Here is a 13,812-nt window from a genome sequence, read left to right as displayed (position 1 = left end):
CAGCCTTACTTAATTAACGTTTGTTAATTTTTGAAAATGTACTTATTTTGATTAATTTATAATTATTAAATACCTAATCATCTCTTAAGTTAACAATATTTCAAGTCTATCTTTTAATATTAAATTTAATATTCACCTAAGACACAAATTTTAAATTACTATAAAAAAGGCCGTCTGAAAAATTTCAGACAGCCTTTTAATCTGTTTATTGCTTATTTGATACTGGTACCGATACGGCTGAGTTCTCCAAAGTTCATCCAAACGAAGAAGGCTTTACCGACAATCAACTTGTCATCGACAAATCCCCAATAACGGGAGTCGGCGCTGTTGTCGCGGTTGTCACCCATCGCGAAATAACGGCCTTCAGGAACTTTACAGATAAAGCCATTGCCGTCTTCTGCGTATTCGCAATTTTCCAAACCGCTTGTTTCAATCGAGTAATTGCTTTCAGGCATCACTTCGGAGGTGTATTTGTTCAATACGGCAATAGATACGGAAGGCTGACCGGCCTCTTTGACAACGTCAAAGTTTTTGCCGTTCAAGGCCGTCTGAAAACGCTCAAGCGTATGAATCATAGACGGATCGGTATCATCTGCGTATTGATAATTGCCGTTTGGTTTTTCGGGAATAATTTCACCGTTAACAGTCAAAACCTTATCACGGTATTCCACAACGTCGCCCGGAATACCGACGATACGTTTGATGTAATTCATCTCAGGCTGAAGTGGGTAATTGAACACCACGACATCGCCTCGGGCAATGTTGCCGACAGGGATAATGACCTTATTCAAAATCGGCAGGCGGATACCGTAAGAAAATTTGTTCACCAAGATAAAATCGCCTTTGACCAAGCCCGGACGCATGGAGCTGGACGGAATTTGAAACGGCTCGGCAATAAAGCTGCGCAACACAAAGATAACCAAGATGATGGGGAAAAAGCCGCCCATATAGTCGGTAAAATGCGCATTGTCTTCGCCGGTTTCGCTTTTTTTCAGACGGCCTTTATGGATTGCCCAAACAATACCGGTGAACACGACAAACACCAGCAATACGGCGGTAAAGCTCATAAACTCGGACAAAATGCCGAATACGCCGACCATGCACAAGAGATAACTCCATTGCAGGCCGGAACTCCATTCGCCGTTTTCCTGGCGCTCTTTGCTGCTTTTGAAGTTGAGGACCAAACCGGCCAGCAGTACAACGATTGCGCCTAAAGTCAGATTTATACTCATTATTTATCACTCACTTGCAGAATCGCCAAGAATGCGCTTTGCGGGATTTCCACATTGCCCACTTGTTTCATGCGGCGCTTACCTGCTTTTTGTTTTTCGAGAAGTTTTTTCTTACGCGTAATATCGCCGCCGTAACATTTCGCCAAAACGTTTTTACGCAGGGCTTTGACGTTTTCGCGGGCGATAATCTGGCTGCCGATGGCGGCTTGGACGGCGATGTCGAACATTTGGCGCGGAATCAGTTCGCGCATTTTTGATGCCAGCTCTCGACCGCGGTGAACGGCGCTTTGACGGTGCACAATCAGGCTCAAGGCATCGACTTTTTCGCCGTTGACCATAATGTCGAGCTTAATCAAATCAGACGGTTGGAACTCTTTGAAATGGTAGTCCAACGAAGCATAACCGCGCGAAGTCGATTTAAGCTTGTCAAAGAAATCCATTACGACTTCGTTCATCGGCAAATCATAAGTCAGCATGACTTGACGGCCCATGTATTGCATATTGACCTGAACACCACGCTTTTGGTTACACAAAGTCATGACGTTGCCGACATACTCCTGCGGCACAAGAATGGTCGCAGTGATAATCGGCTCAAGAATGGTTTCAATGGTGCTGATTTCAGGCAGTTTGGACGGATTTTCAACTTCGATTTTCTCGCCGTTTTTCAACACGACTTCATAAACTACCGTTGGCGCAGTGGTAATCAAGTCCATGTCGAACTCGCGTTCCAAGCGTTCCTGAACGATTTCCAAGTGTAACAGGCCCAAGAAGCCGCAACGGAAGCCGAAGCCCAACGCTTGGGAAACCTCAGGCTCAAATTTCAATGAAGCATCGTTCAGCTGCAATTTTTCCAAAGCATCGCGCAAGGCTTCGTAGTCGTGGCTTTCCACGGGATAAAGGCCTGCAAATACTTGGCTTTGTACTTCTTGGAATCCGGGCAGCGGCTCAGAGGCAGGGTTGGCAACCGAAGTAACTGTATCGCCGACTTTAGCCTGACCCAATTCTTTTACGCCGGTAATCAAAAAGCCTACTTCGCCGGCTTTGAGTTCTTGTTTTTGGACTGATTTCGGCGTGAATACGCCCAGCTGCTCAACCTGTGTTTCCGCCTTAGTACTCATAAAGCGCACTTTGTCTTTCAGCTTGATGGTACCGTTTTTCACACGAATCAGCATGACTACGCCGACATAGTTGTCAAACCACGAATCGACAATCACCGCTTGCAACGGCGCATTTTCATCGCCGGTCGGCGCAGGGATTTTGGCAATGATTTCTTCCAAAACATCTTCCACACCAATACCACTTTTGGCAGAACATTGAACCGCACCAACGGCATCAATGCCGATAATGTCTTCAATTTCCTGCTCCACGCGATCGGGTTCTGCGGCAGGCAAGTCGATTTTGTTCAAAACGGGCACAACTTCCACACCCAAATCAATCGCGGTATAGCAGTTCGCCACGGTTTGCGCTTCTACACCTTGAGACGCATCGACCACCAAAAGCGCGCCTTCGCAAGCCGACAGCGAACGTGATACTTCGTAAGAGAAATCGACGTGTCCCGGAGTATCAATTAGATTGAGCTGATACACCTGCCCGTCGCGTGCTTTATAGTTGAGCGCGGCGGTTTGCGCTTTAATGGTAATACCGCGCTCTTTTTCGATGTCCATGGAATCGAGCACCTGCGTACTCATTTCGCGCAAATCCAAACCGCCGCAGTATTGGATAAAACGGTCGGCAAGCGTCGATTTACCGTGGTCGATGTGGGCAATAATGGAGAAATTCCGTATGTTTTTCATATTGTTATTAAGATAAATGCAATTAAAGTCGGAAAGGCCGTCTGAAAAAACAGGGATTCGGTTTTCAGACGGCCTTAGAATAAGGTTGAATCGTTCCGTATTCTAACGGAAATTCAACGTTTCTGCATGATTTTATAGCGATTTGACAATCTCGGTCACCATCTTCGCCGAGCTGACAGCCGCCGTTTTCAAAAACTCTTCAAAGCTGATGTCCGCTTTCTCATCTGCCGAATCGGATACGGCGCGAATAATTACAAACGGCACTTCCAACTGGTGACAAGTCTGCGCAATCGCCGCTGCTTCCATTTCCACTGCTTTGACCTCAGGGAAATGGCTGCGGATTTCCGCGACACCTTCGCTGCTGTGTACAAAACGGTCGCCACTGACAATCAGGCCTTGAGCTACGGCCGCACCTTCAAACACTTGCGCCGCCTTTTCTGCTTGGCGAATCAGGTTTTCATCCGATGCGAACACAGCAGGAAGTTGCGGTACTTGCCCCCAAACATAGCCAAAAGCCGTTACATCGACATCATGATGCGCCACAGTTTCGCCGATGACCACATCGCCGACTTTCAGACCCTTACCCAAACCGCCTGCACTGCCGGTATTAATGACGCAATCCGGTGCAAACTGATGAATGACCCAAGAAGTCGAAACCGCTGCATTGACCTTACCGATACCGCTCAAAACCAATACCGTGCGTTTTCCAGCCAATTCGCCTTCATATGCCGAGAATTTACCGAAGGACACATGCTTGACATTGGCCATGCTTTCACGCAAAAGCTCGATTTCCTGTTCCATTGCGCCGACCACGGCAATTGTTTGTACTGACATCTCGTTACCTTTCCATTCACTAATCGGGCAACATTATAACAGCAGAATTTAAAATCACAGGGATACTGAAAAATCTGCTATATTCCCAGAACGACACCCAATTTAAAACAGATTGATGCTCTAGCTAGCAATCAGCAAATAATTGATTGCCTCTGTTATAATTACCATAGATAAAATAACTATATTTTAAATACCTAAATTCTTATGTTTAACGAAAATACTCCGGATGCAAAAGAAGAATTGTTCGCTTGGCTACGCCATATGAACAAATACAAAGGCTCCGACCTTTTCATTACCACCAATTTCCCGCCGGCCATGAAAGTGGACGGCAAAATCATGCGACTGACTGATGAGCCGTTAAGCGCTGAAAAATGTATGGAAATCGCTTTTTCGATTATGTCTTCCAAACAAATCGAAGAATTTTCTTCCACCAACGAATGTAACTTCGCCATCAGCCTACCCGATACCAGCCGCTTCCGTGTCAATGCAATGGTTCAACGCGGTGCAACAGCTTTGGTATTCCGTTCCATTACCAGCAATATCCCGAAATTTGAAACGCTTAATCTGCCACCGATTCTGAAAGACATTGCCCTCAGGAAACGCGGCCTGATTATTTTTGTCGGCGGTACAGGTTCGGGCAAGTCCACTTCCCTCGCCTCCCTTATCGACTATCGAAACGAAAACAGCTTCGACCACATTATTACCATCGAAGACCCGATTGAGTTTATCCATCAACATAAAAACTGCATCATCACCCAACGTGAAATCGGTGTAGATACCGAAAATTGGCCGATTGCATTGAAAAATACCCTGCGCCAAGCACCAGATGTCATTTTGATTGGTGAAATCCGCGACCGCGAGACCATGGACTACGCCATTTCCTTCGCAGAAACCGGCCATTTGTGTATGGCGACACTGCACGCCAACAGCACCAACCAAGCGCTGGACCGCATCATCAACTTCTTCCCCGAAGAGCGCCGTAACCAGTTGCTAACCGATTTATCGCTCAACCTGCAAGCCTTTATTTCGCAACGCCTGATTCCCCGTGAAAGCGGACGGGGTCGTGTGGCGGCGGTCGAAGTTTTGCTCAATTCGCCAATTATTGCCGACTTGATTCAAAAAGGCGAAGTCCACAACATCAAAGAAATGATGAAAAAATCAACCGGCATGGGCATGATCACTTTTGACCAAGCCTTGTATGATTTGTATGAAAACGGCGATATCAGTTATCAAGACGCCATTAAAAATGCCGACTCCGCTCATGATTTGCGCTTAGACATTCAATTACGAAGCCGTCGTGCGCAAAATGCCGGTCCGGATTTAGAATTGATTTAACAGCTTCAAAGCATAAAAAAGGCCGTCTGAAACCTTACTACGAGTTTCAGACGGCCTTTATTCCATCAAATAATCAAGCCTGTTTCAGTTTTGCATCGGCATCACGCAATGCAGTGCGCAGACCTTCTTCGATAACCGGATGGTAGAACGGCATATCCAACATTTGCGGAATCGTCATCTTCATTTGATGCGCCCAAGCCATCAAGTGTGCCAAATGTTCGGCAGCAGGGCCGACAATTTCCGCACCAATGAAACGGCCGGTCGCTTTCTCAGCATACAAACGCATATGGCCTTTGTTTACCAACATAACGCGGCTGCGGCCTTGGTTTCGGAAGGAAACTTCACCGATGACAAACTCATCAGGCTGATATTTCTCCGCAACTTGCGCGTATTTCAAACCGATAGTGGCAATTTGCGGACTGGTAAATACCACGCCGATTACGCTACGGCGCAAACCGCCCTCAATATTCGGGAAAATAGCGGCATTGTGACCGGCAATTTTGCCTTGGTCAGAAGCTTCATGCAGCAGAGGCAGTTGGTTGGATGCATCGCCTGCGATAAAGATGTGCGGAATGCTGGTTTGCATGGTCAGCGGATCGGCAACAGGCACGCCACGTGCATCTTTTTCGATATTCAGGTTTTCCAAACCGATATTGTCCACGTTCGGACGGCGACCGGCGGCAGCCAAAGCATATTCGGCATGGAATATACCTTTTTCGCCATCTTGTTCCCAATGAACTTCAACATTGCCTTCTGCGTCCAATTTGACTTCGGTTTTGGCATCCAAATGCAAAGTCAACTCTTCACCAAAAACAGTTTTGGCTTCTTCAGCGACAACAGGATCGGAAATACCGCCAATGGCACCGGCCACGCCAAAAATTTCAACTTTTACGCCCAAACGGTGCAAAGCCTGACCCAACTCTAAGCCGATTACGCCAGGACCGAATACAGCCACACTCTTAGGCAGGGTATCCCAAGAGAAAACATCATCGTTCACAATCAAGCGATCGCCCAAAACTTCCCACTGAGGGAAAATCACAGGGCGCGAACCTGTGGCAATCACAAAACTTTTTGCAGTAATTTGAGTGTGGTCATCGATTTGGACGGTGTGTTCGTCAACAAATTTTGCCGTACCCATAATACGCTTGTCGGCTGGCCACTCTTCTACATCGCTGACCACAAAACCGACAAAACGGTCGCGTTCGGACTTCACGCGGTGCATGACTTCTTCGCCGTTTACCGTTACGCTGTCTTTATCCAAATGTACGCCAAACGGATCGGTATGCAGAGCATGATGGCGCGCTTCCGCAGCCGCAATCAGCAATTTGGACGGCATACAGCCGACACGCGCACAAGTTGTTCCGAATACATTGTTTTCAATCAGGTAAACATTGTCTGTATGAAGTCGGGCATTGCGAAATGCGCCCATACCGGCTGTACCGCCACCCAGTACTACCACATCTGCTTGAATCTTTTTCATATTTTATCCTTACTGTCTATATCCAAACCGATATTGCCATCAGGTTATCCGTTTTCAGACGGCCTAAACTTCATAAACTATCAAAATTTAAAAATTAATAGTCAATACCTAAATATCGATTTAAAACAATAATCTCAAATTCTACTTATAAATATAGAGTTATTCAGAACGCCGATTTGTAAACGTCGTCTGAATAACTCTATATTTGGGTCTTTCAGACGGCCTTTTCAAGCCGTCTCAAGCATACAGGCAATTAGTTTTTAGCCAAGTAAGCTTCCAAGTCTTCGCTGCCGCCGATGTATTTGCCACCGATGAATACTTGAGGAGCAGTCATCTTGCCGGTAATAGCGCGTACGGAAGTAACAGTTGCATCTTTGCCCAATACGATTTCTTCGTAAGACAAGCCTTTGTCTTGCAGAGCTTTTTTAGCTTTAGCACAGAATTGGCAGCCAGGTTTGGTGAAGATGGCAACAGACTCTTGAGCTTTCCAGTCAGGAGCAATGTATTTCAACATAGTGTCAGCGTCAGACACTTTGAAAGGATCGCCTGGTTCTTCAGGTTCGATAAACATTTTTTCAACCACGCCGTCGTTAACCAGCATGGAGTAACGCCAAGAGCGTTTGCCGAAGCCCAAGTCTTCTTTGCCAACCAACATGCCCATGCCTTCAGTGAATTCACCGTTGCCATCAGGGATCATGTAGATGTTGTCGGCTTCTTCTTCAGCAGCCCAAGCGTTCATTACGAAAGTGTCGTTTACAGATACGCAGTAGATTGCGTCAACACCGTTTTCTTTGAACGCACCAAACAATTCGTTGTAGCGTGGCAGGTGAGAAGAAGAGCAAGTTGGAGTAAATGCGCCAGGCAGAGAAAACACGACTACTTTTTTGCCTTTGAACAAATCATCAGTAGAAACATCTTTCCAAGTGTCGCCAACGCGAGTGCGGAATACTACGGAAGGTACTTTTTGACCGGTACGATCTTGCAAAGCCATTTTTAAGCTCCTTAAAAATTCGGGTTTGAGAAATGAATCAATGCTTGCATTTTAATGCAGGCCTATCGATTTGTATAATTTATAGTTCAAATAATATTAATTACATCAAACTATCAATTCAATTAAATCGAAAACAGCTGTTCTTCTAAATGAAGGCCGTCTGAAATAAAACAAGTACCTGACTGAAATTATTTTTTAGGTAAGGGCTGAACGGGAGAATCCGAAGCCACAATTTCGCCGATGGCTGTTTCCGCAATATCCTTCAAAGCATAGCGGTCTTTATCCGGCATATCTGTCGGTTTGTACTGTGGTGAGAAATCCAAACGGATACGGATTTTCCTCATCGAAACAATACGCCATAAAGATTGAAACAGGTTTACCTCCGCATAGGATGGCAAATCCGTCCGTTGTCCTTCGCCATCATAATAGCGTAAGGTTACCGCCTGAATCGGCGCTTTCGCATCAATAGCCGATTGAAACAGGGCTGCTTTAAACGGCAAAATACCCAAGCCGGAAGAAGTGCGCGCCTCGGGGAAAAAACTTACATTATGCCCTGCTTTCAATGCCGCACAAATCGCCTGATTAATCGGCTCGACATCACGGCGGGAATTGCGGTTGATAAACACCGTACCGGCATTTTTACCCATTTTCCCCAAAACCGGCCAACCGCTGATTTCCTGTTTCGCAATAAAACTGCTCGGATAAACGGCACTCATGGCAAAAATATCCAACCAAGATACATGATTGGCCACCACCAAAGTACCACTCACATTTCCTTGAGGCGGTACGCCGATTTCCAATTCGATATCCAAAGCATCCAACGCACCTTTTCCCAAAACAACCACAGCGTGATTGCGTTCCTCTGCATTGTTGCCATCAATGGCACGCAAATCCCGGCCGGTTCTGAATAACCAAGCTGCCAAACAGCAAAGTCGGCTCAGACGTTTAAAAAAAGGAGCTTTTTGTTTAGACATAAAATTTCTTCTGTATTGTGTTCATTATGTTCAGACGGCCTCTGACATTTAAGGCCGTCTGAAACTATTTCTGGCAATTTGGACAATAAAATGTTCCACGCTGCCCCAAAGTTTCTTTAAAAATCAGCCCGCCACATTGGACACAAGGCTCATTGTGACGGCCATAGACCGTATATTCCTGCTGAAAGTAGCCGCTTTTACCATCGCTATTAACGAAGTCTCGCAGCGTACTGCCGCCCGTTGCAATCGCCCTCAGCAGAACCGCTTTAACGGTTTCTACCAATAATGCGCATTCTTTCTTGGTCAGCTTATTCGCCGGACGCAATGGCGAAATACCTGCCTTAAACAGACTTTCATTCGCATAAATATTACCGACACCAACCACCACTGCATTATCCATCAGCGCTAATTTGACTGCACGCTTTTGGGTTTTCAATTTCTGATACAGGTAATTTGCATCAAAATCATCCGAGAGCGGCTCCGGTCCCAACTTTTCCAACAGCGGATGATGCTCGGCAATACCCTCATACCACAATACCGCACCAAATTTACGCGGATCGTGATAACGCAATACGGTACCGTCATCAAATACAAAATCTAAATGATCATGTTTATCCGGCGTGGCGATGCGCTCATCATCGGCGGTAAAAATCCGCAAACTGCCGGACATACCCAAATGAATAAGTAAAATACCCGTTTCAAAAGTAATAATCAAATACTTCGCACGCCGACTGCATGCCAAAACTTTGTGCCCGGCCAAAATTTGCGCCAAGTTCGGATGGATAGGCCATCTCAATTTAAACTGGCGAATAATGACTTTTTCTATCTTTTTTCCATCAATATGCGGCGCGATTCCGCGTAAAGTCGTTTCTACCTCAGGTAATTCAGGCATCATTATTCTCCAAATTCATCATTATATATAGGCCGTCTGAAAACTATTCGGCCAAACGTGCCGTACTTAAAGCAACCGTATTGCCATCGAATGCAGATTCCAATTCAGGCAAAGGATGGACACCAATCAAATGTTTCGTTAAAACCACACCATACACCGCCGCACACTGCGGCCACCACCTATCCCCTGCCTTTTCCATAAACTGCCAAAACTTCAAAGCAGATGATGAATTCACAGCAGGCAGATAATCCATAAACTGCCCATATTCCATTTCAAAACCAATAGCGGCAGTTTTTCGTTTCAACTCAGCCAGAGCCAAGCATTGAGATTTCATAGGCAGTCTTTTACCATCAAACCACGAGCTCAACCCCCACAAAGATTTAAGGTTAAACCCCGTTAAAATCAACCTGCCCTCGGGTTTTAATATCCTAAATGCCTCTTGCAACACCAAATCGGCAGATGAAATTTCCAAAAGATGGGGCATCAATAATACATCCACGGAATGCGTTTCAAATGCCAACATTTCAGCATCCATCCGCACATCGCGCGGCACCACAATCATATTTTCAGACGGCCTCTGCCATACAGCGCCTAATTGAACCGCCACTTGGCTATTCAAATATTGCAAATGCCGTCTGAAAAAATCCGCCTCTTTTTGAGCGAGATATTGTCCCATTGGCATTTGCATAAAAAAAGTTTCCATTAAATACTCCCCTATGCATCCCGACTTGTGTGACAGAATTTTAACACCACGGCCACATCACACAAGCAAATTCCCTGCTCGACTTGACGTTTAAATGCTGAAACGATACTATCAAAAAGACGAAATTTTATTATATATTTGATAACTTTATTTACTATGGCAAAACTAAAAACCATCGCTCTGACCGTTTCAAGCCTGTCGGCGGTTTCCGCCACAGCCTATGCGCAAAACGCTACGCCCAACCAAGTCGGCATGGCCATGATGCGTCTCAACTCCGCCCTGCTCGACCAAGCCAAAGCACAAACCTTCGGCTCTGGCAGCTTATGGGCATCGTTGCGTAAAGACTTCCGCATCAACGAAGTCAACACAGAACTGGTTCGCCGCCATGAAAACAAATTTGCTGCAAACAGCGCATATTTCGACCGCACCATCTCCCGCAGCAAACCTTATATGTACCATATTGCCAATGAAGTTAAAAAACGCAATATGCCTGCTGAAATCGCTTTGCTGCCTTTCATTGAAAGCGCATTTGTAACCAAAGCCAAATCACACGTCGGCGCATCCGGCCTGTGGCAATTTATGCCGGCTACCGGCCGCCACTTCGGCTTGGAAAAAACGCCTTTGTATGACGGCCGCCACGATGTTTACGCCGCTACCGATGCTGCATTGAACTACCTGCAATACCTGCACGGTATGTTCGGCGACTGGTCTTTGGCCCTTGCCGCTTACAACTGGGGCGAAGGTAACGTCGGCCGTGCCGTAAACCGTGCCCGTGCGCAAGGTTTGGAGCCGACATACGAAAACCTGCGTATGCCGAACGAAACACGCAACTACGTTCCCAAACTTTTGGCCGTCCGCAATATCGTTGCCAATCCGCAAACCTTCGGTATGAATATCAGCGAAATCAGCAATCAGCCGTATTTCAAATCTGTCAGCATCGACAAACCTATTGATAACAGCACAATCGCTCGCTTTGCAAACATCAGCGAAAGCGAACTGTTGGCACTCAACCCAGGTTTCAATGCTCCGGTATTCATCCCTAAAAATAACCGTCGCCTGTTGTTGCCGGTTTCTGCGGTTTCTGCATTTGAGAAGAACTACCGCAATGCCAATCCAGATACCCTGATGTCTTGGGATATTTATACTTCTTTGGGCAACAAGAAGCTTAACGCCATTGCTAACGATACCGGCATGAGCGTAGCCGAACTCAAACGCCTCAACGGCCTGAGCGGTAGCGCCATTTCTGAAGGCCGCAGCATTTTGGTGGCTAAAAACTCAGCTACCCAAAGTCAAGACATTATTAACTTTATCGACAAAGACAATACTCCGGATACTTACCAATCCAATATGCCGGCTATGTCTCCGATTATTGCTTCCAGCGTAGCAGAACCGGTTAAAGTTGCTCAAACTACCGTGACCAATATTGTTGCGCCTGTTGTTCCACAGTCCAGCAAACCGGTTGACTTTATTGCACGTAGCAAAGCTGAAAACGTTACTTCTGTAGCAGTAACAGAAACCAAAGCACAGCCTCAAGTTGCAAATGCGGAAGTAGCCGCCCCTGTTGTAGCCATGACCCATACTACTGCTGAGCCTGCTGCCACAAATGTTGCTGAAGCACCCAAAGCAGCTATCCTTGCCGACTTGACTGCACCGTCTGTTGCCGCAAACGATGTAGCCCCTACTCCAGCAGTTGAATCTGTTGCTGTTGCTCCGGTTCAAGAAGAGCGTGATGACCTGATGGCTTTGGTACAAAGCCAACCTGCGGAGGAACCTGCAGCAACTGTTGCTGAAGCGACTTCTGAAGCCAAACAAGTTCAAACTGTTGTTACTGCTGAAAGCGCTCGTGCCGCACGTATCGCAGCCAATACCGCTAAACAACAACAACGCATCAATGCACGTCTTGCACGTGTAAATGGCCAACAAAACACACAAACCGCAGCACTTGCAGTGGGTACCCACCGTGTGGCAGATGGCGATACATTGTTTAATATCTCCAAACGCTATAACCTGAGCGTAGCCGATTTGATTATTGCCAACAACATCAAAGGCAACAATATCAAAAAAGGCCAAATCCTCCGTGTTACAGCTGCTCCGGCAAAAGTCCGCAGCAACCCGGTTCAAAACGTTTCCTACACTGTACGTAAAGGCGATACCCTGAACACCATCGCCAGCCGTTTCAATGTTGATATTAACGATATCCGCCGTTGGAACCGCAATACCCGTACCGTATCTCCCGGTCAACGTTTGAAACTGATTGGTAGCTAATATTATCTTTAAAACAAAGGCCGTCTGAAAGATTCAGACGGCCTTTTTCTTGATGATAGATAATCAAGTTAATGTTTGATAACAAACAGAATAGTCTTTACTTAAAGATAAAAATATTTTTTGAAAATTACTGTATAAAAAAAGAGTGTGCAAAAACACACTCTCTTCTTCAAACGAATTGTCGTCAAACCCTATGCTAAATACCCTTATCCAAACATATGAATTCCGTAAAATATATTCCTATGCCGGTGAAAAAGCATCACAGAAGAAGGCATCTTCCGGTAAAGCGCAATTTTGAGTCAGCAAACTTTGCGCATTCTCCGTCATGGCTGGTGACCCGCAAGCATAAACTTCATATTGCCCCATATCAGGATAATTTTGTGCGGCAACATTTTGCACGTATCCATTCTCCCCTTTCCAATCGGAATTAGGCTTAGAAAGAACAGGCGAAAATTTTGCATTTTTCAGACGGCCTATTAATGCTTCTGCTTCTTCCAATGCGTACAAATCCTCCTGCTGACGTGCTCCCCAGTAAAAATGAACCGGACGTTCGCTATTCTGATGAATCAAATCAAGCAAGATACTGCGGATAGGTGCGTAACCTGTACCCGTTGCCAACAAAACAATCGGTTTATCGCTGCCTTTTTGCAAAGTAAACGTACCCAATGGACCTTTAACGCGGACAATGCCTTTTTCTTTGATTTTAGGCTCGGCACCAAAAATCATTTCTGAGCATACGCCGTTTTCACGTTTGCGGATATGCAGGTCCAAAACACCTTCTTGGTCAGGAGAATTGGCAATTGAATAGCTGCGACTGATATTGCCGGGAAGCAGCAAATCAATATATTGTCCGGCATAAAATGCAAATGACGGCGCTTTAGGCAAAGCCAATCGCAACAAAGCAACATCATGTTTGATTTCAATCGTTTCAATGCGTACAGGCAAAGTGCGCACCGGCAAAGCATTTTGATTAAAACCTGGCACATTGATTTTGAGGTCGCTCTTCGCAGTGGTACAACACAATAACACTTTGCCCTGTGCTTTTTCTTCTTCACTGATGGCTTTATCAATATGCTTGCCCATTTCAAATTCGCCACTAATCAACTCGGCCTTACATTGTCCGCAGGCGCCATTTTTACAAGAATGGGGCAGATTTAAATTCTGACGGGTCGCAGCGGCAAGAACGGTCTCATCCTCGTTTGCCGTAAATGTAGTTTGATCTGGTAAAGTAATAGTATGTGTCATGGTATTTAGAATAATTTTAGAATCAAAATAAAGGCCGTCTGAAAAATAAGACCTATTTTTCAGACGGC

Annotated in this window: 11 protein-coding genes; 2 read left to right on the top strand and 9 right to left on the bottom strand. The window is 45.8% G+C overall.

From position 1 onward, the window contains the following. Window positions 1-212 precede the first annotated feature (212 nt). The 3 genes from lepB to HMPREF2560_RS06055 all read right to left on the bottom strand — a co-directional run bounded on the left by lepB (window position 213) and on the right by HMPREF2560_RS06055 (window position 3,859). Entirely contained in the window at window positions 213-1,232 is a 1,020-nt protein-coding gene (gene lepB, locus HMPREF2560_RS06065) for a signal peptidase I (protein WP_070608163.1), read from the bottom strand. Beyond that, a complete protein-coding gene (gene lepA / locus HMPREF2560_RS06060; protein ID WP_070608162.1) occupies window positions 1,232-3,025 on the bottom strand; it encodes a translation elongation factor 4 in 1,794 nt (597 codons plus the stop codon). Before lepA ends, lepB begins: the two co-directional genes overlap by 1 nt. Before the next feature lie 132 nt (window positions 3,026-3,157). Then, a complete protein-coding gene (locus HMPREF2560_RS06055) occupies window positions 3,158-3,859 on the bottom strand; it encodes a 5'-methylthioadenosine/adenosylhomocysteine nucleosidase (protein WP_070608161.1) in 702 nt (233 codons plus the stop codon). Window positions 3,860-4,063: 204 nt separating this feature from the next. On the opposite strand from HMPREF2560_RS06055, the gene HMPREF2560_RS06050 reads away from it, so the two are divergent. Beyond that, window positions 4,064-5,194: a PilT/PilU family type 4a pilus ATPase gene (locus tag HMPREF2560_RS06050; RefSeq protein ID WP_070608160.1), complete on the top strand. Its 1,131-nt coding sequence runs from the start codon at window positions 4,064-4,066 to the stop codon at window positions 5,192-5,194. 73 nt (window positions 5,195-5,267) lie between these two features. Here HMPREF2560_RS06050 and HMPREF2560_RS06045 read toward each other — a convergent pair whose 3' ends face one another. From HMPREF2560_RS06045 to HMPREF2560_RS06025, 5 genes are all read right to left on the bottom strand, one after another. Beyond that, the gene (locus tag HMPREF2560_RS06045) at window positions 5,268-6,674 is read right to left on the bottom strand and encodes a dihydrolipoyl dehydrogenase (RefSeq protein WP_070459864.1); all 1,407 of its coding nucleotides are present in this window, start codon (window positions 6,672-6,674) and stop codon (window positions 5,268-5,270) included. A gap of 253 nt (window positions 6,675-6,927) precedes the next feature. Continuing rightward, on the bottom strand, window positions 6,928-7,665 hold the full coding sequence (locus HMPREF2560_RS06040) for a redoxin family protein (protein ID WP_003747251.1): 738 nt from the start codon (window positions 7,663-7,665) through the stop codon (window positions 6,928-6,930). Between the two features lie 188 nt (window positions 7,666-7,853). Continuing rightward, window positions 7,854-8,639 (bottom strand): 1-acylglycerol-3-phosphate O-acyltransferase, encoded by a 786-nt coding sequence (locus HMPREF2560_RS06035; RefSeq protein WP_070608159.1) that lies wholly within the window; start codon window positions 8,637-8,639, stop codon window positions 7,854-7,856. 64 nt (window positions 8,640-8,703) lie between these two features. Further along, window positions 8,704-9,531, bottom strand: coding sequence for a bifunctional DNA-formamidopyrimidine glycosylase/DNA-(apurinic or apyrimidinic site) lyase (gene mutM, locus HMPREF2560_RS06030; protein ID WP_070608357.1), 828 nt, complete (start codon window positions 9,529-9,531; stop codon window positions 8,704-8,706). Between the two features lie 43 nt (window positions 9,532-9,574). Then, a complete protein-coding gene (locus HMPREF2560_RS06025) occupies window positions 9,575-10,234 on the bottom strand; it encodes a class I SAM-dependent methyltransferase (protein ID WP_070608158.1) in 660 nt (219 codons plus the stop codon). A gap of 156 nt (window positions 10,235-10,390) precedes the next feature. On the opposite strand from HMPREF2560_RS06025, the gene HMPREF2560_RS06020 reads away from it, so the two are divergent. Further along, window positions 10,391-12,499, top strand: a complete 2,109-nt coding sequence (locus HMPREF2560_RS06020; protein WP_070608157.1) for a LysM peptidoglycan-binding domain-containing protein — start codon at window positions 10,391-10,393, stop codon at window positions 12,497-12,499. A 240-nt stretch (window positions 12,500-12,739) separates the two neighbouring features. Here HMPREF2560_RS06020 and HMPREF2560_RS06015 read toward each other — a convergent pair whose 3' ends face one another. Beyond that, the gene (locus tag HMPREF2560_RS06015; RefSeq protein ID WP_070608156.1) at window positions 12,740-13,744 is read right to left on the bottom strand and encodes an FAD-binding oxidoreductase; all 1,005 of its coding nucleotides are present in this window, start codon (window positions 13,742-13,744) and stop codon (window positions 12,740-12,742) included. Window positions 13,745-13,812 lie beyond the last annotated feature (68 nt).

The sequence above is a fragment of the Neisseria sp. HMSC078H04 genome, assembly GCF_001838135.1.
Classification (GTDB): domain Bacteria; phylum Pseudomonadota; class Gammaproteobacteria; order Burkholderiales; family Neisseriaceae; genus Neisseria.
The sequence above is the reverse complement of the archived record's forward strand: the minus strand, read 5'-3'. Positions and strand labels throughout refer to the sequence as shown.

Excerpts from the sequence above, each read along its gene's own strand:
- lepB (WP_070608163.1), bottom strand. The coding sequence starts at position 1,232 with ATGAGTATAAATCTGACTTTAGGCGCAATCGTTGTACTGCTGGCCGGT.
- lepA (WP_070608162.1), bottom strand. The coding sequence starts at position 3,025 with ATGAAAAACATACGGAATTTCTCCATTATTGCCCACATCGACCACGGT.
- HMPREF2560_RS06055 (WP_070608161.1), bottom strand. The coding sequence starts at position 3,859 with ATGTCAGTACAAACAATTGCCGTGGTCGGCGCAATGGAACAGGAAATC.
- HMPREF2560_RS06050 (WP_070608160.1), top strand. The coding sequence starts at position 4,064 with ATGTTTAACGAAAATACTCCGGATGCAAAAGAAGAATTGTTCGCTTGG.
- HMPREF2560_RS06045 (WP_070459864.1), bottom strand. The coding sequence starts at position 6,674 with ATGAAAAAGATTCAAGCAGATGTGGTAGTACTGGGTGGCGGTACAGCC.
- HMPREF2560_RS06040 (WP_003747251.1), bottom strand. The coding sequence starts at position 7,665 with ATGGCTTTGCAAGATCGTACCGGTCAAAAAGTACCTTCCGTAGTATTC.
- HMPREF2560_RS06035 (WP_070608159.1), bottom strand. The coding sequence starts at position 8,639 with ATGTCTAAACAAAAAGCTCCTTTTTTTAAACGTCTGAGCCGACTTTGC.
- mutM (WP_070608357.1), bottom strand. The coding sequence starts at position 9,531 with ATGCCTGAATTACCTGAGGTAGAAACGACTTTACGCGGAATCGCGCCG.
- HMPREF2560_RS06025 (WP_070608158.1), bottom strand. The coding sequence starts at position 10,234 with ATGGAAACTTTTTTTATGCAAATGCCAATGGGACAATATCTCGCTCAA.
- HMPREF2560_RS06020 (WP_070608157.1), top strand. The coding sequence starts at position 10,391 with ATGGCAAAACTAAAAACCATCGCTCTGACCGTTTCAAGCCTGTCGGCG.
- HMPREF2560_RS06015 (WP_070608156.1), bottom strand. The coding sequence starts at position 13,744 with ATGACACATACTATTACTTTACCAGATCAAACTACATTTACGGCAAAC.